Annotated in this window: 16 protein-coding genes and 1 tRNA gene; 7 read left to right on the top strand and 10 right to left on the bottom strand. The window is 38.9% G+C overall.

Annotated features, from left to right (window positions below):
• Window positions 1-132: 132 nt before the first annotated feature.
• The 4 genes from ruvB (at window position 133) to rpiB (ending at window position 4,103) form a co-directional block, all read left to right on the top strand.
• Window positions 133-1,158, top strand: a complete 1,026-nt coding sequence (ruvB, locus tag HMPREF9449_RS11280; protein WP_040611836.1) for a Holliday junction branch migration DNA helicase RuvB — start codon at window positions 133-135, stop codon at window positions 1,156-1,158.
• A 62-nt stretch (window positions 1,159-1,220) separates the two neighbouring features.
• A complete protein-coding gene (locus HMPREF9449_RS11275) occupies window positions 1,221-2,738 on the top strand; it encodes a sensor histidine kinase (protein WP_009137393.1) in 1,518 nt (505 codons plus the stop codon).
• Window positions 2,739-2,780: 42 nt separating this feature from the next.
• A complete protein-coding gene (gene rprY / locus HMPREF9449_RS11270; RefSeq protein ID WP_009137392.1) occupies window positions 2,781-3,470 on the top strand; it encodes a response regulator transcription factor RprY in 690 nt (229 codons plus the stop codon).
• Between the two features lie 186 nt (window positions 3,471-3,656).
• Window positions 3,657-4,103, top strand: coding sequence for a ribose 5-phosphate isomerase B (rpiB, locus tag HMPREF9449_RS11265; protein WP_009137391.1), 447 nt, complete (start codon window positions 3,657-3,659; stop codon window positions 4,101-4,103).
• A gap of 112 nt (window positions 4,104-4,215) precedes the next feature.
• On the opposite strand, the gene HMPREF9449_RS11260 is transcribed toward rpiB, so the two are convergent.
• Complete coding sequence (locus HMPREF9449_RS11260; protein WP_009137390.1) at window positions 4,216-6,501, bottom strand: NADP-dependent malic enzyme; 2,286 nt, start codon at window positions 6,499-6,501, stop codon at window positions 4,216-4,218.
• Window positions 6,502-6,653: 152 nt separating this feature from the next.
• Between HMPREF9449_RS11260 and HMPREF9449_RS11255 the strand changes: the two genes are divergently transcribed.
• The 3 genes from HMPREF9449_RS11255 to HMPREF9449_RS11245 all read left to right on the top strand — a co-directional run bounded on the left by HMPREF9449_RS11255 (window position 6,654) and on the right by HMPREF9449_RS11245 (window position 10,196).
• Window positions 6,654-8,000 carry a TlpA family protein disulfide reductase gene (locus HMPREF9449_RS11255; RefSeq protein WP_009137389.1) on the top strand — a complete coding sequence of 449 codons (1,347 nt, stop codon included), beginning with the start codon at window positions 6,654-6,656 and terminating at the stop codon, window positions 7,998-8,000.
• 202 nt (window positions 8,001-8,202) lie between these two features.
• Complete coding sequence (locus tag HMPREF9449_RS11250) at window positions 8,203-9,198, top strand: prenyltransferase (protein ID WP_009137388.1); 996 nt, start codon at window positions 8,203-8,205, stop codon at window positions 9,196-9,198.
• 101 nt (window positions 9,199-9,299) lie between these two features.
• The gene (locus HMPREF9449_RS11245; RefSeq protein WP_009137387.1) at window positions 9,300-10,196 is read left to right on the top strand and encodes a radical SAM protein; all 897 of its coding nucleotides are present in this window, start codon (window positions 9,300-9,302) and stop codon (window positions 10,194-10,196) included.
• Between the two features lie 99 nt (window positions 10,197-10,295).
• Here the strand turns inward: HMPREF9449_RS11245 and mutL are convergent, their stop codons facing one another.
• The 9 genes from mutL to HMPREF9449_RS11200 all read right to left on the bottom strand — a co-directional run bounded on the left by mutL (window position 10,296) and on the right by HMPREF9449_RS11200 (window position 19,549).
• Window positions 10,296-12,149 carry a DNA mismatch repair endonuclease MutL gene (gene mutL, locus HMPREF9449_RS11240; protein WP_009137386.1) on the bottom strand — a complete coding sequence of 618 codons (1,854 nt, stop codon included), beginning with the start codon at window positions 12,147-12,149 and terminating at the stop codon, window positions 10,296-10,298.
• Window positions 12,150-12,181: 32 nt separating this feature from the next.
• On the bottom strand, window positions 12,182-12,502 hold the full coding sequence (locus HMPREF9449_RS11235; RefSeq protein WP_009137385.1) for a hypothetical protein: 321 nt from the start codon (window positions 12,500-12,502) through the stop codon (window positions 12,182-12,184).
• A gap of 99 nt (window positions 12,503-12,601) precedes the next feature.
• Window positions 12,602-13,678, bottom strand: coding sequence for a lysylphosphatidylglycerol synthase transmembrane domain-containing protein (locus HMPREF9449_RS11230; RefSeq protein WP_009137384.1), 1,077 nt, complete (start codon window positions 13,676-13,678; stop codon window positions 12,602-12,604).
• A 77-nt stretch (window positions 13,679-13,755) separates the two neighbouring features.
• Window positions 13,756-13,829, bottom strand: a tRNA-Ala gene (locus tag HMPREF9449_RS11225).
• Window positions 13,830-13,918: 89 nt separating this feature from the next.
• Window positions 13,919-14,986, bottom strand: coding sequence for an endonuclease/exonuclease/phosphatase family protein (locus tag HMPREF9449_RS11220; protein WP_009137383.1), 1,068 nt, complete (start codon window positions 14,984-14,986; stop codon window positions 13,919-13,921).
• 21 nt (window positions 14,987-15,007) lie between these two features.
• Window positions 15,008-15,925 (bottom strand): rhomboid family protein, encoded by a 918-nt coding sequence (locus tag HMPREF9449_RS11215; RefSeq protein ID WP_009137382.1) that lies wholly within the window; start codon window positions 15,923-15,925, stop codon window positions 15,008-15,010.
• Between the two features lie 151 nt (window positions 15,926-16,076).
• Window positions 16,077-16,895, bottom strand: coding sequence for a rhomboid family intramembrane serine protease (locus HMPREF9449_RS11210; protein WP_009137381.1), 819 nt, complete (start codon window positions 16,893-16,895; stop codon window positions 16,077-16,079).
• A 24-nt stretch (window positions 16,896-16,919) separates the two neighbouring features.
• Window positions 16,920-18,404, bottom strand: a complete 1,485-nt coding sequence (locus HMPREF9449_RS11205) for a PSP1 domain-containing protein (RefSeq protein ID WP_009137380.1) — start codon at window positions 18,402-18,404, stop codon at window positions 16,920-16,922.
• 26 nt (window positions 18,405-18,430) lie between these two features.
• Entirely contained in the window at window positions 18,431-19,549 is a 1,119-nt protein-coding gene (locus HMPREF9449_RS11200) for a DNA polymerase III subunit (RefSeq protein WP_009137379.1), read from the bottom strand.
• Between the last annotated feature and the right edge of the window lie 38 nt (window positions 19,550-19,587).

The raw sequence follows: 19,587 nt of genomic DNA, 5'->3' as shown, positions 1-19,587 counted from the left end.
TATTTATCATTAAAAACTAATTCTAAATGTTAATCTTCTTTTAATTTCTTCCTGAAATTAACACTTTTCGATTTTAACACTTTGAGTTGATATATTGTTTTTATACTTTTGATGTCAGATGTATATACGGCAATGGGTGATTTTGATATAAGAGACAATAGGGTAAAAGAGACGGACAGGGAGTTTGAGCGGGCATTACGTCCCTTGACTTTTGAGGATTTTCAGGGACAGAAGAAGGTGGTAGAGAATCTGAAGATATTTGTCAGTGCTGCAAAGATGCGGGGAGAGGCATTGGATCATGTCATTTTACACGGTCCGCCAGGTTTGGGGAAAACGACGCTTTCTACTATCATTGCCAACGAGTTGGGAGTAGGCATAAAGATCACTTCCGGACCGGTGTTGGATAAACCGGGAGATTTGGCTGGATTATTGACAAATTTGGAAGAGAATGACGTTCTTTTTATAGATGAAATTCACCGTTTGAGTCCGATTGTAGAGGAGTATTTGTATTCTGCTATGGAGGATTACCGGATTGATATAATGATCGATAAGGGACCAGCAGCCCGGTCGGTACAAATTCAGCTCAATCCTTTTACTTTGGTGGGAGCAACTACGCGGAGTGGATTATTGACCGCGCCTTTGCGGGCTCGTTTCGGTATTAATTTCCATTTAGAGTATTACGATACGGATGTGTTATCGGCTATTATCTGGAGATCGGCTTCTATTTTAAAAGTGAAAATAACCAGTCAGGCCGCCATCGAGATCGCTTCCCGGAGCCGTGGTACTCCCCGTATCGCCAATGCTTTGTTACGAAGGGTCAGGGATTTTGCCATGGTAAAGGGAACGGGAGAAATTGATTGGGATATAACCCGTTATGCGCTGGAGGCTTTGAATATCGATAAGTACGGTTTAGATGAAATGGATAATAAGATTTTATTGACCATTATCGAGAAATTCAAGGGAGGTCCGGTAGGATTGACTACTATTGCTACAGCAGTAGGGGAAGATGCGGGGACATTGGAGGAAGTATACGAACCCTTTTTGATTAAAGAAGGTTTTTTGAAGCGGACCCCCCGGGGAAGAGAGGTGACAGAGTTGGCTTTTAAACATCTGGGTAAAAATGACAGACGGATAGACGAACAACCTACTTTGTTCTGAGAAAAGAAAAGCCGGATTGTGGGGGAGAGTAAATGTGGTTTTGAATTGATAAATAGGCGTGTATGAGAAAGAAACAAATTATTGTTTTGAGTGTGGTGCTGGGTTGCTCGCTGTTAGGGTTAATCTATATGCAGGCAAAATATTTTCAAACGGCTTTTAAGTTAAAAAAAGCACAGTTTGATTATGCGGTCAATCGTTCCCTGGACGAGGCAATCGCTTATGTGGAAGAAAGGGATAAGCTGAATGAAATAAAAAAAGGAACGGAAAAATTACAGGAACCGGAAAACAGATATAGAGAAGGACGGGAAAATATTTCTTTAAAGAATGAGATGGGCTTGGGACAACCTTTGAACCTGATCGATTGCGATGAAGAAACTCAAAATGTAAACGATTTTTTAGGACAGAAAAATACGGGTCTGTTGTCTTCTCTTCAAAAATACAGACAAGCTGTAAAAGATCGTTTGGGAACTGATTATGAATTAGTGTTGAAAAAGAAATTTAGTGAGCCCGAACGTACCGTAGAAGAACGGATTAAAGGTGTAAATCTGCAGACGGTGTTGGGAGAAAGGCTGCGGAATAACGGTGTGAAATCCGATTTCGAGTTTGCCGTGAAGGAGAAAGACCGATTTATTGTGATGTCACAACATTTTTTTAACCGCTATTCTGATTATACATATAGTAAACAGATATTTTTGGGTGGGAATAAAAGTCAGGCTAGTCTTTATTTAATATTTCCTGACCAGATACACGATCGGTTGTCATCAATATTTTTGTTATTGCCTAGCTTGATTATTACAATCTTGTTAGTGCTTTGTTTCGGTTTCTGTATCTTCGTGATTGTCAGGCAAAAGAAATTGTCCGCGATTAAAAATGATTTTATCAACAATATGACTCATGAGTTTAAAACGCCGATCGCGACGATTTCTTTGGCGGCTCAGATGATGAAGGACGGAGCTGTGCAACAAACCCCTGAATCTATCGATCACATTGCAGGCATTATCCGGGATGAAAGTAAGCGGTTGACCTATCAGGTTGAAAAAGTATTACAAACGGCTTTATTTACAGAAACCCGGATGAAATTGAAATTGAAAAATGTGAACTTGAATGAAGTGGTGGAAGGCTTGTTAACGAAGTTTAGCCTGAGAGTAGAAGACAAAGGCGGACAATTATTCGGTCATTTGGATGCAGACCGGGATGAAGTGTTAGCGGATGAAGTGCATATTACGAATGTAGTTTCTAATTTGCTTGACAATGCTATCAAATATTGTGTAAAAGCTCCGGAGATTAGTGTATACACTCGCAATAAGGGAGATGAAATAATTATCAGTGTGATAGACAATGGCATAGGAATTGCTACGAAAGAGCAGAAGTTGATTTTTGAACGCTTTTACAGAGTATCGACGGGTAATTTGCACAATGTAAAAGGATTTGGATTGGGGCTTTCCTATGTCAAAAAAATTGTAGAAGCCCATGGGGGAAGAATAGAGGTAGAGAGTGCTTTGGACAAAGGAAGTCGTTTCGATATTATTTTACCTTTGACGTCTAAAAAACAAAAAGTAAAGAGAACTTTATTTTTTTAAAAACGTATATTTTTCAGAGAAATTATTTAAAACTATATAGTTATGGATGAGAAAATTAAAATTTTATTGGCCGAGGATGATACGAATCTGGGGATGCTGTTAAAGGAATATTTAAGAGCAAAAGGATTCGATACAATTTTATGCGAAGATGGGGATGCTGCATACGAGGCTTTTTTGAATCAGCCTTTTGATTTATGCATATTTGATGTGATGATGCCAAAAAGAGATGGCTTTACTTTAGCAAAAGACGTGCGTCAGATAAATAGTGAAATTCCTATTATTTTCCTTACCGCGAAAAATATGAAGGAAGATGTATTGGAAGGTTTTAAAATTGGTGCAGACGACTACATGAGTAAACCTTTCAGCATGGAAGAGTTATTACTGAGAATCGAAGCTGTTTTGCGGCGTTCTACCGGTTTGAAGCCGGAAGATGAACAAGAAGTTTTCAAGATCGGGAAATTGACCTTTAATTCTAAAAAGCAGACTTTGTTTGATGGAGAAGAAGAGCAGAAACTGACGACGAAAGAATCGGAATTGTTGAAATTATTGTGCTTGAATGTAAATAAAGTATTGGAAAGAAATTATGCTTTAAAGAACATTTGGGCGGATGATAATTATTTTAATGCCCGCAGTATGGATGTGTATATTACAAAATTGCGGAAACATTTGAAAAAAGATCCTTCCGTAGAAATTATCAATGTACACGGAAAAGGGTATAAGCTGATCCTTTGATATAGTAATAAATATTTTGATAGGTATTCGCAAGAATACCTATTTTTTTTGCTTATCTAAAAGATAATCCTTTAACTTTGTATCATTGAAATGTATAACAAAGACTGTTCCGGCGATTCTGTATGGGTGGGGTGCACAGTTTCCTGTCGCTACTGTTGTAACCGGACATATAATATGTTTTAAACTATGAAAATTGCAATAGCTTGTGATCATGCCGGTTTCGAATACAAAGAAAAGCTGGTAGATTATCTTCGGAAAAACGGACATGAAGTCAAAGATTTCGGGACTCATTCTCCGGAAAGTATGGATTATCCCGATACGGTTCATCCTTTGGCGGAAGCAGTAGAAGCCGGGGAATTCGAAAGAGGAATTGTACTTTGCGGAAGTGGGAATGGGGCCTCTATGACTGCCAATAAACACCAGGGAATTCGATGTGCTCTATGCTGGAATATAGAAATCGCTTGGTTGGCCCGTTTGCATAATAATGCGAATGTATGTGGATTACCGGCCCGTTTTATAGCGTATGAAGAAGCACAGGAAATCGTAGATCGCTTTTTAGTTACGGAATTTGAAGGAGGCCGACATCAGCGGAGAATAGAAAAGATCCCCTTGAAAAAGGGCTATTGCGGATAAACGAATTCCGTTGTCATTAAAATTTTCATTTATACGGGAAAAAAGAGGGTGCCCTTGTTGGGCGCCCTCTTTTTATTTATATCGCTATCGGAAACTGAAATTAAATTTTATATTATCTTCGGTTTTCTATGGGACAAAAATCAATTGCTTGCTTTTTTTGGGCATCCGATACGGCTACGGCTGTAAGATATACAATATCCCGGATACGACAATCCATAGGAAGAATATGGATCGGTTTTTTCATGCCCAAGAGTATCGGACCGATGATTTCGTGATTCCCTAATTCTTTCAGAATGCCTAGTCCAATGCTTCCCGAACTCAGGTTGGGAAAGATAATCGTATTGACTTCTTTATCGCCTAAAGTGGAAAAAGGGAAAGCATTCTGTCTTAATTCTTTATTAAAAGCTACCGAAGCATGCATTTCTCCATCTACCAGCATTTCCGGATATTTCTGATGAAGTTGCTCTATGGCTGTTTGGATTTGGGCAGGACTTCCCAATTTATATTCTCCGAAATCGGAATAAGAAGTCAGGGCAATGACAGGCTCTATATCAAATTGTTTTACGGATTCGTAAGTGAGAGCTGTGACACATTCTAAAGTTTCTGCCGAAGGATGACTGTTTACAGTAGTGTCGGCCAGGAAGAAAGTTCCTTTTTTGGTTACTGCAATATGCATTCCTGCAGCATAGGGACAACAAGCCCGTAAACCGACCACTTCCTTTGCTATTTTCAGTAGAGTTCTGTAAGGCGTCTGTGTGCCACTGATAAACCCGTCTGCATCTCCGTTTTCTACCATCATAAGTCCGATGTAGTTAGGATTTTGCATATGTTTGCGGGCAATATCCGGAAGTATACCGGCTCTTTGCCTGCGGGCATAATAAAGTTCCGTATATTTTTCCAATGTATTTTGCTCCGCTTGTGGATCAAAAATATCCGGTGTGGATATATTCAGTTTATTTTCTTTTATTTTTCGGAGAATAACAGCTTTGTTTCCGATGAGAATGGGATGAGCAATCCCTTCTCCGGTAATTTCTTCTATAGCCGAAAGAATTTTTAAATCCTCTCCTTCTGCGAATACGATACGTTTCGGATTGGAACGGGCTTTATTGATCATCATCCGCATCAAGCGATTGTCGTGTCCCATCCGTTTTTCAAGTTCATTGTCATAGGCTTCCCAGTCGTAGATGATCTTTCGGGCTATTCCTGATTGTATGGCTGCTTTGGCTACGGCCGGAGCTACCCGGCTGATCAAACGGTTGTCCAAAGGTTTCGGGATAATATAATCTCTTCCAAAAGCTAAGGTCGGTTCATTATAGGCCATTTTTACGTTTTCGGGTACGGCTTCTTGGGTCAAATCCGCTATGGCGTATGCGGCAGCTAATTTCATCTCTTCATTGATTCCACAGGCTTGTACATCTAAAGCTCCTCGGAAAATATAGGGAAATCCCAATACATTATTGATTTGATTGGGGTAATCAGAACGGCCTGTGGCAAAAATGATATCCTTACGGGAATGCATTGCCTTTTCGTAAGTGATTTCCGGATCGGGATTGGCAAGGGCAAATACAATCGGGTCCGGAGCCATAGTGCGGATCATTTCTTCAGTTAGTATATTGGCGACCGAAAGTCCTAAAAATACATCTGCGTTTGTCAAAGCTTCGGCCAACGTATCGAAAGGCGTATCTGCGACGAAATCCTGCTTTTCCTTGTTCAGATGCGTTCGGCGGGTATTGATGACCCCTTTGCTGTCACACATTATAATATTTTCTTTTTTAACGCCTAGGGCACAGTAAAAACGAGCGCAGGAAATGGCGGCAGCTCCGGCTCCATTGACAACTACCCGTATGCGGTCTATTTCCTTTCCGTTTAATTTCAGGGCATTCAACAAACCGGCTCCGGAAATGATGGCTGTTCCATGTTGGTCGTCGTGCATAACGGGAATTTGCAATTCTTCTTTCAATCGGCGTTCAATTTCGAAACATTCCGGGGCTTTGATATCTTCTAGATTAATCCCGCCGAAGGTTGGGGATATGAGTTTTACCGTTTCTATAAATTTGTCGACATCTTCAGTATTCAGCTCGATATCAAAAACGTCGATGTCTGCAAATATTTTAAAGAGTAAGCCTTTTCCTTCCATGACAGGTTTTCCGGAAATCGCTCCGATGTTCCCTAATCCTAAAACCGCAGTACCGTTGGAGATAACTGCAACCAGATTACTTTTAGCTGTATAGCGATATGCATCTGCCGGATTTTTTTGAATTTCCAGACAGGGTGCAGCTACTCCCGGAGAATAAGCCAAAGAAAGATCGTGTTGGGTACTATGCGGTTTGGTGGGGATAACTTCTATTTTTCCGGGACGCCCCTCTGCATGGTACCGGAGTGCTTCATTTTTGTCCATTTTTCAATCCAAAATAATTTTACAAGTTTATAAATGTTTACGGATTTTTTCTCTATTTGATCAGAATAATTTTTATTTCTTCGTCAAAATAAATGTTAACCTTATGGTTTTAAAGAAGAAATATAATAGTTTTGTCTTTATAAAAAGTAAGTATGTCTAAATTTGGGATCTGTATTTTTATTTTTTTCTTTTTATATGCTTGTCATTCTTCCGATTCTTCCTTCCTTCGGATAAAGATAGATGGTGGAGAAGCAGAACTTACTCCGGTTTTACGAATAGGGGAAAATACATATCCCTTTCTAATAGATTCGGCAGGCTTTGCTGAGATAAATTACCCTCAGCTTTCTGTACCGGCAGAAGGAATGTTGCAATATGGAAGATACCGTTTGCTTTTATACTTGGAACCGAAGAAAAATCTGGATATTTATCTCAATCTTTTCCCAGATTCTTTTGGAGCAGAATTCCGGGGGGAGGGAGCTTTGAAAAATGAGATTTTAAACGGTAAATTCCAGGAGGCAGATTTTATTCCTGATTTTACATCGAATGAAATTGCTTTTATTCGTTCTTTGGAAACGGTGAAACAGAAATACGACCGTAAAATCGATTCTTTGCATCTGGATTCCTTTTTTGCTGAAAGGGTAAAAGAAAAATCAAAATACAGTATTTTTAGATATCTGGGAGAATATCCGTGGAAACATGCCGATACTTTACGTTTAGCTGCCTATAAACCTTCTGAATTTTATACGAATTATCTTCAGGCTTTGATTACACAGGAAAAAGGAGGATTGAAAGATAAAGACTACCTGCAGGCGATGTTGGGTTGGGTAGAGGTTTGTAGCCGTCAAGATTTTTCTGAAAGTACAACTTTGGGCGTCCTTCTGGCAAAACTGGAATTTATAGACCGTCATATCACCCCTTCCTCTCTTGCAGAATTTCTAACAGATCGTTATGTGACGGATTATGTTAATGTTAATGGGATAGATAGCCTGGAGCGGATATTGCCTTATTACGAAACAAAAGTAAAAAACAAGGAGAAAAGAAATCGTTTCAGGCAGCTCTGTGAACTCTGGCAGCATAAGGCTCCTGGAGCACTTGCTTTGGATTTTAATTATGTGAATATCGATTCTGCTTCTGTTCGGTTAAGTGATTTCAAAGGAAAATTTGTGTACCTCTGTTTTTGGAATACTGCTTGCCATTCTTCTGCTAAAAGTCTGCTTGCTTTGAAAGAAATGGAACGGAGAGGAAAAAATAAGAATATTTGTTTTATCGGTATTTCTACCGATAAGGAGGAAAAAACTTGGAAAAAATTTGTTACTTCCAAAGAATTGACGGGGATTCAATTGTGGGGAAAAGATATAAGAAAGCAAATCGATTTTTATCAAATCCATCAACTGCCTTATTGTGTTTTAGTTGATCCCGAAGGAAAAATTATAAAAGCGGGCAAGCCTGGTCCCGTTACAACTGCTTTGCTGGAACAAGTGGAAGCAGGAAAGAAATAATTCGAAGGCAGATTGAATTTATTTTCTTATGGGAAAATTGTAGTAAGATTTTCTTTCGCCGGAAGAAAGTTTTCTCCTCGGGAAATAATTTTGTTAATTGCTAAAAAAAGCCGTCCTTTACAGAAAAATTAGAAAGGACAGTGAGGAGAAAATATTCCTAAAATTCAGTTGAAGACGGAGAGGTAAACTTTAAAAAAAGAGAATGAATACAGTTCGTTTTTGGATTCAGAATTCACGTTCTAATGCATTGCCGCAGAGTTTATTACCGGCTTTTTTGGCGGTTGCTATGGCTTTTCGGCAGCCGGATTTTTCTATGTCGTTATCCATTTTAGCTATAGGGGGAGTTGTTTTAGGGCATCTGGGTTTAAATTTATGGGATGATTATTTTGATTATCGGAGAAAAGAAACGGCGTATAGGGATAAAATGGCCCGGGCGGGCATTCGGGCCCGTATTGCCAAATGCAGTTACCTTACTTCCGGGGCAGCTACAATCGGGCAATTACGAAATGCTTGTCTGGTATTTTGTTTGCTGGCGTTGTTAATAGGGTTGATTCTATTTCTCAGCAGAGGTATATTTATATTGTATATCGGTTTAATTACCGGTTTTTTGGGACTTTCTTATTCTGGGAATCCTTTGCGATTGAGTTACAGAGGATTGGGAGAATTGCTAGTGGGATTTATGTTTGGTCCTTTATTAATGGCCGGAGTGTATTATTCCGCTTGCGGACAATTGGATCTTTCTGTCATTTTAGTGTCTATACCTGTAGGCTTGTTGGTGGCAAATATCCTATATACGCATTCCATAATGGATTTTGAGCCGGATAAGTCGGTCGGAAAAATGACATTGGCTGTATTATTGAATAATAAAAAAGCAATGTTGCTGATTTTGACAGTTTTTTTATTTTTGCCTTTTTTATTGATTGGCTATGGAATTATGGCGGCTTGTTTACCGGCTTATTATTGGTGGGTAATGGGGGTATTTCCTATGGCTTTGGGGTTATTTTATTTTATGATAAAGTATATAAAATATCCGACGCAGGAAATTGACCGCTATTTTTGGATGGGGCCGATGAATAATTGGGAAAAAATAAAAGGAACGGGAATAGAATGGTTCATGATTCGGTGGTATTTGGCCCGCAATTTGCTTTCTATCTTTTGTTTGGTTATTCTGCTTTTGAATGTGATATACAGTGTATAGGCGCTTCAGCAAACATTTATAGTCGGATTTGTTTTCACTGGTAACGGATTATAAGAAGGGTTAGTCGCCTTTTGTCGGCTAAATAAAAAGGATTTAGGAGTATGGGACGATTGATGTATCTTTTTTCCTGGTTTTTCCGGGCTAAATTTGGAAAGGTAAAAAGGCCTTTGCAGACGGTTTTATTTATTTCTGATCAGTGTAATTTGGCTTGTCGGCATTGTAGTGTTTATCGAAAAGAGCATCCACATATTAAGTCCTATGAGCAGGTCCGGAAGGAATTGGAATATTCTTTTGCTTTGGGATCTCGGTTTGTAGATTTTGAGGGAGGGGAACCTATGATTTGGAGAGACGGGGAAAAGAATATCAATGATTTGGTAAGGTTGGCCCGTCAAATCGGTTTTTTTTCTGTGACAATCACTACCAATGCCCAGGTTCCTTTTAAAGGATGTGAAGCAGATTCAATATGGGTCAGTTTAGATGGACTAGGGAAATATCACGATCAGATCCGGGGGGAGGGTACTTTTGCCCGTTTAATGAAAAATATTGAAGAAAGCGGGCATCCTGCTTTAAGTGTCAATATGGTTGTCAATCGCTTGAATCATCCTTCTGTAAGGGAGACGATAGAATTTGTAAAGAGTAATCCTCATATTCAGTCGATCTCGGTCAATTTTCATACTCCTTTTGAGGGAACAGAAAATTTAATGGTAAATTGGGGCGTTCGGGCGGAAATTATAGATGAGGTCATCCGGTTGAAAAAAGCCGGTTATCCCATTATGAATTCTGTGTCGGGATTGCGGTTGATGCGGCATAATCATTTTCGGAAACAATGTTGGGTTTCCAATTTTATTTTACCTGAGGGGCAAAAATTGGCAGAATGTCAGGGGAAGGAAGCCGGTCTTTGCGACCGTTGCGGTTTCTGCATGGCCGGAGAAATGAGGAGCCTATTGGATTTGAAATTCGATACAATCCGAGCCGGAATGAAATTAAGAGTGAAATGAAAATAGAAAAGAATAGGATATCTTTTCTGGGCGATATCCTACTTTTATTGGAACTTTTGGAGAAAAATCAGATTTGCTTCTTAAATTGTATTCCAAAAACTATTTAAACCAGCTGTTTACCTCCTCAAAATTAAGAATGTGAAGAATACTTTTTCCGTCTGCTGTATAATTATGATGTTGGCAAGCAAATAAATTGTCAAATATATCGTTCATTTCGGAAGTTGTCAGAGGGGTATTGTAAGAAATGGCTGTCGCTTTTGCTAGAGCTAAAGCGATTCTTTCTTTCATTTTTTGTTTAATTTCTCCTTCTGTATTTTTGTAATAATCGATGAGTTGGATCAGGACTTCCTTTGCCCGGGAATACGAAAGGTCGGGCGGTGTCGCATAAATTGCATAACAATTTTTTCCGAATTCGCTTAATTCAAAACCCAGGTATTCTAAATCAGCGTTTATTTCCTGAATCAAGGCAAAGTCCCCTGCTGAAAGTTCTAAGGTTTCGGGAAATAAGTTTTTCTGTCCGGCTACTTTCTCTGTACAAAGACGATGTGTGTACTGTTCAAAAAGGATTCGTTCGTGTGCCCGTTTCTGATCGATAAACATTAAGCCGGAATGGACGGGCGTTACGATATAGCGTCCTTTCATCTGGATGAAAGCAGGATGAGCAGGAGCTATTTCTTCCGGAATCTCCATACCGGTAATTGTCATTTGCTGATTTTCTTCTTTCTCTTTCAGATTTTCAAAAAGAGCCTCCCAATTTGTAGGTACTTTCTCTTTCGAATGTGTATCGGAAGAAAAAGTAGCCGGTTTTTCAAAATCCGAATCTTCTATACTAATACCCGATTTATAATTAAATGGATTGTAATTGGGCTTATAGTTGATTTTGGGAATATAAGGAGGTGTTGAAGGGGTGGAAGGATTGTATTCAATGTCGCCTTCCCGGTCAAAATCAAGAGGAGGAGTGACATTGAATTTTCCCAAGGCTTCTTTTACACCGGCCAATAATATCTGGAATAAATCAGATTCGTTTTGGAATTTTATTTCGGTTTTTGTCGGATGAATATTGACGTCTATTTGTGAGGGTTGAACGGTAAAATAAAGAAAATAAGAAGGGATACAATCTGCGCTGATCAGGCCGGAATAAGCTTCCATTACCGCTTTGTGAAAAAAGTTGTGCTTCATAAAACGGTTGTTGACAAAAAAGTATTGTTCTCCGTAAGTTTTTTTAGCATGTTCCGGGCTACAGACAAATCCCTTTATCGAAATAAGTTCTGTATCGCAATTGATGTTGAGTAAGCGGGAATTAATACTTTTTCCGAATACGTTGACGATACGTTGTCGGAGTCCGCTGACCGGTAAGTTATATACTTCATTTCCGTTATTTATCAAAGAAAGGGTAACCTCCGGATAAGTCAGCGCTAATCTCAGAAATTCGTTGATGACATTGCGTAATTCTGTGGCGTCAGATTTCAGAAATTTCCGGCGGGCTGGTATATTGAAAAAAAGGTTTTTTACACAAATATTGGTGCCCAAAGGGGTATTGACAGATTCCTGTGATTTTAATTCAGAAGCCGCTATGCGGACATAACTACCCAGTTCATCTTCCGAACGACGGGTTTTCAATTCTATTTCTGCTACAGAAGCGATGGAAGGAAGCGCTTCTCCCCGAAATCCCAACGTATGGATATTAAATAAATCCTGTGCAGATGCTATTTTTGAAGTCGCATGTCTTTCGAAAGCCATACGGGCATCGAGAGGCGACATCCCTTTTCCGTTATCGATGACTTGGATAAAGGCTTTTCCTACATTTTTCAGTACGACTTGTATGTGATCAGCCCCTGCGTCGATCGCATTTTCCATCAATTCTTTCACCACGGATGCCGGTCGTTGTACTACTTCCCCGGCAGCAATCTGATTCGCTACGGAATCAGGCAATAACTGAATAATATCTGACATATCTTGAAATAGCTGTTAAAACGATCCGGAATTTATAGTCCTAAAAATTTCAAACCTCCTTCAGAATAACGCATAACCAGATAAAGAATGATTAAGAATACGGCAATCAAGATGAGAAACAAACGGACTGCATATCTACCATTATACCCTCTGCGATTTGCTTTCCGTTTTTCATACATATCGGTAAAGCGTCCCCTTATATTGGGAATATAAGTATCTTTATCTTCTTCGGTAATGCCCAATTCTGTTTTAATTCTTTTCTCACGTTCTTCTCTTTCTTCTTTTTCAGGATCCCAATAACGGGGTTTCAAATTAAACGTCCGTCGGTCCTGTCTTTCAAACATTCGGGACATAATATATTTATTTTATATGGTTCTTTTTATCTTTTTAATTGATCCGACAGATCTGAGCTTTCTTTGAGTAAAAATAGTCTTTTAAGATCAAATATCGGGCTATTTTATCTCCTTTTTTATACTTCCGCCAAAATGCTTTGTTATCCATCTGGGAATCAGGAAAGCTCCTATGAACAGATAGGGATAATAGCTGATGAGCCTCCACAAGATAGCCATTGCTACAGCAACGCCTGCACTGGGTAAAAATTCACCCAAGTATTTGGAAAATACATATTCCGCAAAGCCGCTTCCTCCTGGAGTAGGACTCACCAACATCATGATCCACATCACGAGTTGCCGGGCAAAAATCAAGAAATGTTGGGCCCAATCGTAACGGCCGGCCCAAAAGGCCATCAGAATCGCATTCACCACCCAATAACGGGCTGTCCAGGAAAAAAAGGTCGCTCCAAAGGTCTTCAGCCAAAAAGAAAATGGCATATGCTTTAATTCGTGAGAGTTGCGAATAATGTCATAACCTGCTTCATTGGCATTCTGTCTCCATTTTCTTAATATACGCAGCTTAAAACATTTCATAATCAGGTATTTTAAACCGCGCGGGTTTTTAAAAAGCCCGTAACTGAGTATTAATAAATAGAGCAGTTTAATGGAATAACCTATTATAGCAAACCAAAAAAGACTGTCGATAACTGCCGTACTGGCCCCTGGAATATTCCACAATTGGTTGTGATTGACAAAAATAAGGATGAGGGGAAACATCAGGATGAAGTACAGTTCATCTAAAAAAGAAGTAGCCATCACGATGGCTGAACTCCGGCCTACTTTTATGCCTTCTTTGTTGACAAATAATATCGCTATACTCGTACCACCGATGGCGGATGGGGTGACAGCTGACGTGAATTCCCACAGAAAGATAATACGTAAAGATTGCAACCAGCTGAGACGATCTCCGGAAAGAACCCGGATGCGGATGACATATCCCAGGTCCCGTATGCCCATACATAAAATAGCTACAAATAACCAAGCTACAGAGTTCCAGCTAAAAGTAATTTCTTCGAATGCTTTAATGTCAAATTCTTTATAAAGCATGTACGATACAACAGCCAATCCTATTATAATCGGATAAATAATTTTATACGGACTGATTTTTTTGGTTAGAATTTGCTGTTCTCCTTCCATTGCATTTTTTATTTCAATCAGAGGTCTAAGTTAGCAAAAAAAAAGAAAACGGACAATGTTTTCGCTTGTCCGTTTCGTGGAGAATATGGGAGTCGAACCCACGACCTCTTGCATGCCATGCAAGCGCTCTAGCCAACTGAGCTAATTCCCCAATAATAATTTACGATTGCAAATATAGACCTTTTACTGGAAAAATCAAATTTTTAAATTTCCATTTCCTGTCTTTCCTTTGTCTATTTTTCAATTCTTTCTATTTCTTTTTTTCAATTTGCTTTGTATCGGATAATGATCTGACAGAGTAACCGTTTCTCTGAAATAGCTTATTGTTTGATAGTGAGGGGAATGTAAAATGTAATCGATCCGGAAAGAAGGAAATTCCCCAATATAAGTATTCCCTAAACCTCTTCCTTTTTCGATAAAGCTGTCCTGTAAACCTTTTTCTATCGTTTGGTAAGTATAAGAAAGAGGTGTGTCGTTAAAATCCCCGCAGACTATAAACGGATAAGGGGAATGCTGCAGGACTGTTTTAATTTGCCGGGCTTGTTTCGCCCGGCTTTTATTCGCTTCTGTAATCCGCGACGTTAGATTTTTAACGCCTTCGGAAAGATCGTTTCCGACCCCTTCTGAAATGTCTTTTACAAATTTGCGTTCTTTTTGTCCTAGCTTATAAGATTCTAAATGAATGTTATAAATCCGGATCGTGTCTCCTGATTTTACGATGTCGCAATATAGGCAGGAGCTGGTGTATTTTTTGTCAAAGGTGATTTCTTTACAGGTAATAATGGGAGAACGGGAAAAAATAGCCATGTTTTTTTTTATTCGATGATAGGGGTAGGATGATAATTCCCGAATAATAGCTTGCGGGTTGATGGAGGCACTCTTCTCTGGAAATTCTTGCAGGCAAATGATATCTCCCGGGAAGTGATTCAGATAGTCCAGCAGTTTTTCTGATGTATTTTTGTGCTTACTCCAGCCGTATCTGTCAAAATAACGAACATTGTAGGATAGTATTTGTAAATCATAGGATTCCGTGACATTTTTTTCTTTATGAGTGCCGTAATAGGTTCGGAAAACAGGAATTCCTATTGCTAATACAAGAAGTTCTATAAAAGCCATTTTTTTCCAGCGGGCAATCCAATAGAGCAGGAGGATTACATTTGCAATAAGAAGGTAAGGATAGGCTAAACCCAGTAAAGAAGGAAAGATAAAGGTATTGGGATCGATATAGCGTGCTGTATAACTTCCTGCCAATCCGAGCATAGCTACCAGCGTGATTATTCCTATAAGTTTATCCACTAATTTGAACATACTTTTTCGTATAATCTGTATTTATTTTCCAGATCGGAAAAGGATTTCTTTTTCTTCTTTCGTCAGACTTTCATAACCGGACCGGGAAATTTTGTCCAGGATTTTGTTGATTCTGTCATCTTTTTGTTTTTTGTAGGCATTGTATTCCCGGTCGTTCATTTCTGTTACATTTTTTTTTTGTCTGACATGCATTTTTTTTCTGCCAATGAATAATTTACCTATTTTTTCAAAAAATGTGGTCGTCGCACCGGCAATATTCCGGTTGTGCTTCACACTTAAAACGAATAGATAACCGAAAAAAGCTCCTCCCAGATGGGCGATATGTCCTCCTGCATTAGAACTGGGAATACTCAGAATATCAATTGCTGCTGTAAAGAGGGCCAAGTAAATGAGTTTTACGGGACCGATTAGAAAGATATAAATACGTTGTTGAGGCAGGTAAAGACAAACTGCAAAAACAACTGCCATTACAGAGGCCGAGGCTCCGATAGCCCAGGAATAATAGCGGGAGAGCTCAAAAGCCGGAAGGACATTATAAGCCAGTACGTACGTAAATGCACCGCATAAGCCTCCTAAAAGATAAACGCCTGTGAGTTCTTTCTGAGTAAAATGATTCAGAAAAAAACTTCCGAACCAATACAGCCATAACATGTTGAACAATAAATGGAAAAAATCGAATTGAGTGAACATGTAAGTAAATACTGTCCAAGGATGAGTAAGTAGGGAATCAAAATAGGCTGGAATCCCTAAATTTTCCAATAAAAAATTACCAACTCCGGCTTTTTGTCCGGAAAGAATGACAAGGACGTTGATTATTTTGACTAGTAAGAAGATTCCTATATTGATATAGATAAGCCGGGTAAGGGCATTACCTTTGATAAAGGAATTTTTTAAACGGTCGCCTATAGTAGCGGAAGGTTGTTTGTATTGAGAATACATATTCGTTTTAAAATGATCCGACTGAATGTATACAAATCGGACAGGTTAAATCGTTTTTCGGCAATAAAATAGAATGTTCCAGTAAAACGTCGGAAATCTAAATGTTTTTATATTTGTTTGTCGCTGAATGTTAAATTTAAGTTTACTGTCGTCAATAAAATTTCCGGCGGTTTCTGCTCCAGAATTTCAATAAAATAAATCCGAAAAGCATTCCTCCTAAATGAGCGAAGTGAGCTACATTGTCACCTACGCTATTTTGGATACCCATAAAGAATTCAATAACTCCGTAACCGATGACGAAATACTTGGCTTTTATGGGAATAGGAATAAACATTAAAAAAAGTTCTGTATTAGGAAAGAGCATTCCAAAAGCAAGCAATATTCCGAAAATTGCTCCGGAAGCTCCGATGGTAGGAATATTTACGGTTTCTGTAATTACTCTCCTGAAAAGTTCTTCTCCCGCCTGTGTATATTGAATAGAAGTCGGGTTGTTTGTCCAGTTATCGATAAGTTCCCATACCCAGGGAGCCGGATGGGAAATATGAGCGCGGATAAATTCTGCCAACAGTCCCGGTTCCGGTGTATTCTGAAAAGCCAAAAACTGTTCATACATTTTGTGATATCCCCACCACCCTACGGCACTGTTGAGTGCAGCAGCTCCTAAGCCGGTTACAAAATAATAGACTAAAAAACGATTGGTCCCCCATACCGACTCTAATACCCTTCCGAACATGAATAGAGCAAACATGTTGAAAAAAAGATGGGTGAAACTACCATGCATGAACATATGGGTAATGTACTGATAGGGAGCCCAGTATTCAGACTGAGGCAAATGTAAACCGAGAGTATTCGATAAGTTAGTACCGGTGCGTTTATCAAACATCAAGGTTAATAGATACATGATGACATTGATAATAATCAAAATTTTTACAGCCGGTGTTATTCCTGAGTACGGGCGATAATTGTTCATAAGTTTTCCGTTTTTATTCCGATTTTATTGTTCCGGTTTAGAACCGGCCTGTGAAGTTTTGTCCCCTGCTTTGGCTACGGGCTTCGCATTATTCGAAGGGGTATTATTTCCTCCGGGTTTATTGTTGTTTTTATTTCGGTTGGTCGGATTATTATTGTTCCGGTTATTGTTGTTTTTGTTTTTAGAGCGACGTTTTTTCTGCTTTTTCTCATCAAAACGATTCAAGCTTTCTTCTCCTACTCCATCAGTATATTTAATATTTTCTGGTTCTTCTTCGGTTATATTATTGGCTTTGGGCGGAATGATTCCTTTTCGGTTTAAAGTGATAATTTCTTTGATTCTTTTTACCGGAAGCTTAATCAGACTTCCTTTGCCTTCTTTATCAAAGGAATAATACATTACCCCTCCGAAAATATCAGTTTTCTGATGATATAACATCCCTTCTCCGGTATTTAGTGCTACATTGGCAGAAGGAAAATTTTTCTGAGCGTCGATATAGGCATCTACTTCGTAATTTAAACAACATTTCAATTTCCCGCATTGACCGGCTAATTTTTGAGGATTCAGGGAAATGTCCTGATAACGGGCAGCCGATGTAGATACAGAAACAAAATTTGTAATAAAAGTAGAACAACATAATTTCAATCCACAAGGTCCTATGCCACCAATCCGCCCTGCTTCTTGGCGGGCTCCGATTTGCTTCATTTCAATCCGGATCCGGAAGGTTTCTGCCAGTACTTTGATCAAAGTTCTGAAATCTACTCGGTCTTCTGCAATGTAATAAAAAATAGCTTTGGTTTTATCTCCTTGATATTCAACGTCTCCGATTTTCATGTTTAAATTTAAATCCGCAGCTATTTTACGGGATTGTATCATCGTTTCGTATTCTAAAGCAATAGCTTGTTGCCATTTTTCAATATCGTGGGGTTTCGCTTTACGATATACTTTTTTTAACGGATTTCGGTTTAAATCCGTTTTCTTCATACGCATTTGTTCCTTAACAAGTTCTCCAGACAAAGAAACAATGCCGATATCATGCCCCAAAGCGGCTTCAACAGCCACAATATCTCCTTCTTTTAGATCCAGTTTAGCCGGATTGCTGTAAAATCCTTTACGGGTGTTTTTAAAACGTACTTCTACAATTTCAGGAGCACAATTATTATTGGGGACATCACTTAACCAGTCGTATACAGCTAATTTCCCGGCTAGCAACCGATGGTCGATTATCGGTATTGAAGGTTTATATTGTTTCCGGATTTGTTTTTCCGGTTCTTCTTCTGGTTTATCTTCTTGTTTTTCCCATTTTACCTGAGGCATTTCCGGTTCATCGTCTTCTCCTGGCTGTTCCGCTGAATCGACATCGTTTACTGAAGCAATTGTTTCTTTTATTTCGACGATTTCAGCTTTTTCTTCTATAATAATATTCTCTTTATCCTGCTTCCCTTCAGTAGAAGAAGAATTTTCTGCTTTCTTCTCTTGTGAATTGGGGGTTATATCATTTTTATTCATATATTTTTCTTTTATCTTTTTTCTTCTTATGGTCGTATATTTTGCATCACCTTGATACATAAATCGGTGAAGATGATTTTTCCGTTTCCGTTGCGGCTGATGTCGTGATAAGCCTTCTCAAATTCTTCCGTTAAAGGAATGATATTGCCTTCGTGAATATAGGGTGCAAATTTTACGGAAAAATTGCACTCTCTTTCTGTCATATAATTTAATTCGCCTATTCTGAAATTTTTTACGAAATTTTCCCGTAGCATTCGTAAGCTATGTATTAAAAAGCTTTTTTGACGTTCTCTTCCTAAGCTGTGCATTTCATTTACCCAAGTATTTACAGGTAACATTTTCCGTTCCCAACACAGACGCATCAGTTGAATAAATTTTTCCTGATTGTAGATTTGCTCTTCTGATTCGTTTAATAAACAAAGGGCACTGTGCCAGTTTCCGGCAGCGATATGTGCATATTCTTCTGCTTTTTCTGCGTGTATACCTTTATCTTGGATCAATTGCTGTTTAATTTCTGTTTTTGTCAAAGGTGGAATGTTGATCCGTTGCGTGCGGGATTGTATGGTGTTAATAATTTGTTCCGGATGTTCTGAAACCAAGAGAAAGAGGGTTTTATCATAAGGTTCTTCAATGATTTTCAGAAGCTTATTGGAACATTCCAAATTCATTTTTTCTGGCAGCCAGATGATCATGATTTTATAATCCGATTGGAAAGATTTTAAATGGAGCTTTCGGAGGATATTACCACTTTCTTCTGTATAAATAGCTGCCTGTGCATTGTCTTCTATACCCATTTCTGCATACCAATCCTCGAGATGGAAGTAAGCCGTTTTGGATAAAAGACTACGCCATTCGCTGATATATTCGTCGCTGACGGGTGTTTTGGTTTTGCGCACAACGGGAAAAACAAAATGAAGATCCGGATGAATGAGTTTCTGCATTTGCCTGCAGGAAGGACATTCTCCGCAAGCATCTTCTTTTTTGTTACCCGTGCAAAAGACATATTGTGCAAAAGCCAGGGCCAGAGCTAAAGAGCCGTAACCGGTATTTCCGGCAAAAAGCTGGGCGTGACTGATACGTCCCGATTGAAGGGTAGTGATCAGTTGCCGCTTAATATTGCTATGTCCGATTACGTCTTTAAACACTTTTATAAGTTTTAGATGACGATTTCGTGAGTTTACGA

The sequence above is a fragment of the Odoribacter laneus YIT 12061 genome, from assembly GCF_000243215.1.
Lineage (GTDB): Bacteria > Bacteroidota > Bacteroidia > Bacteroidales > Marinifilaceae > Culturomica > Culturomica lanea.
The sequence above is the reverse complement of the archived record's forward strand: the minus strand, read 5'-3'. Positions and strand labels throughout refer to the sequence as shown.

Coding starts and splice junctions, on each gene's coding strand:
- ruvB (WP_040611836.1), top strand. CDS start 133: ATGGGTGATTTTGATATAAGAGACAATAGGGTAAAAGAGACGGACAGG.
- HMPREF9449_RS11275 (WP_009137393.1), top strand. CDS start 1,221: ATGAGAAAGAAACAAATTATTGTTTTGAGTGTGGTGCTGGGTTGCTCG.
- rprY (WP_009137392.1), top strand. CDS start 2,781: ATGGATGAGAAAATTAAAATTTTATTGGCCGAGGATGATACGAATCTG.
- rpiB (WP_009137391.1), top strand. CDS start 3,657: ATGAAAATTGCAATAGCTTGTGATCATGCCGGTTTCGAATACAAAGAA.
- HMPREF9449_RS11260 (WP_009137390.1), bottom strand. CDS start 6,501: ATGGACAAAAATGAAGCACTCCGGTACCATGCAGAGGGGCGTCCCGGA.
- HMPREF9449_RS11255 (WP_009137389.1), top strand. CDS start 6,654: ATGTCTAAATTTGGGATCTGTATTTTTATTTTTTTCTTTTTATATGCT.
- HMPREF9449_RS11250 (WP_009137388.1), top strand. CDS start 8,203: ATGAATACAGTTCGTTTTTGGATTCAGAATTCACGTTCTAATGCATTG.
- HMPREF9449_RS11245 (WP_009137387.1), top strand. CDS start 9,300: ATGGGACGATTGATGTATCTTTTTTCCTGGTTTTTCCGGGCTAAATTT.
- mutL (WP_009137386.1), bottom strand. CDS start 12,149: ATGTCAGATATTATTCAGTTATTGCCTGATTCCGTAGCGAATCAGATT.
- HMPREF9449_RS11235 (WP_009137385.1), bottom strand. CDS start 12,502: ATGTCCCGAATGTTTGAAAGACAGGACCGACGGACGTTTAATTTGAAA.
- HMPREF9449_RS11230 (WP_009137384.1), bottom strand. CDS start 13,678: ATGGAAGGAGAACAGCAAATTCTAACCAAAAAAATCAGTCCGTATAAA.
- HMPREF9449_RS11220 (WP_009137383.1), bottom strand. CDS start 14,986: ATGTTCAAATTAGTGGATAAACTTATAGGAATAATCACGCTGGTAGCT.
- HMPREF9449_RS11215 (WP_009137382.1), bottom strand. CDS start 15,925: ATGTATTCTCAATACAAACAACCTTCCGCTACTATAGGCGACCGTTTA.
- HMPREF9449_RS11210 (WP_009137381.1), bottom strand. CDS start 16,895: ATGAACAATTATCGCCCGTACTCAGGAATAACACCGGCTGTAAAAATT.
- HMPREF9449_RS11205 (WP_009137380.1), bottom strand. CDS start 18,404: ATGAATAAAAATGATATAACCCCCAATTCACAAGAGAAGAAAGCAGAA.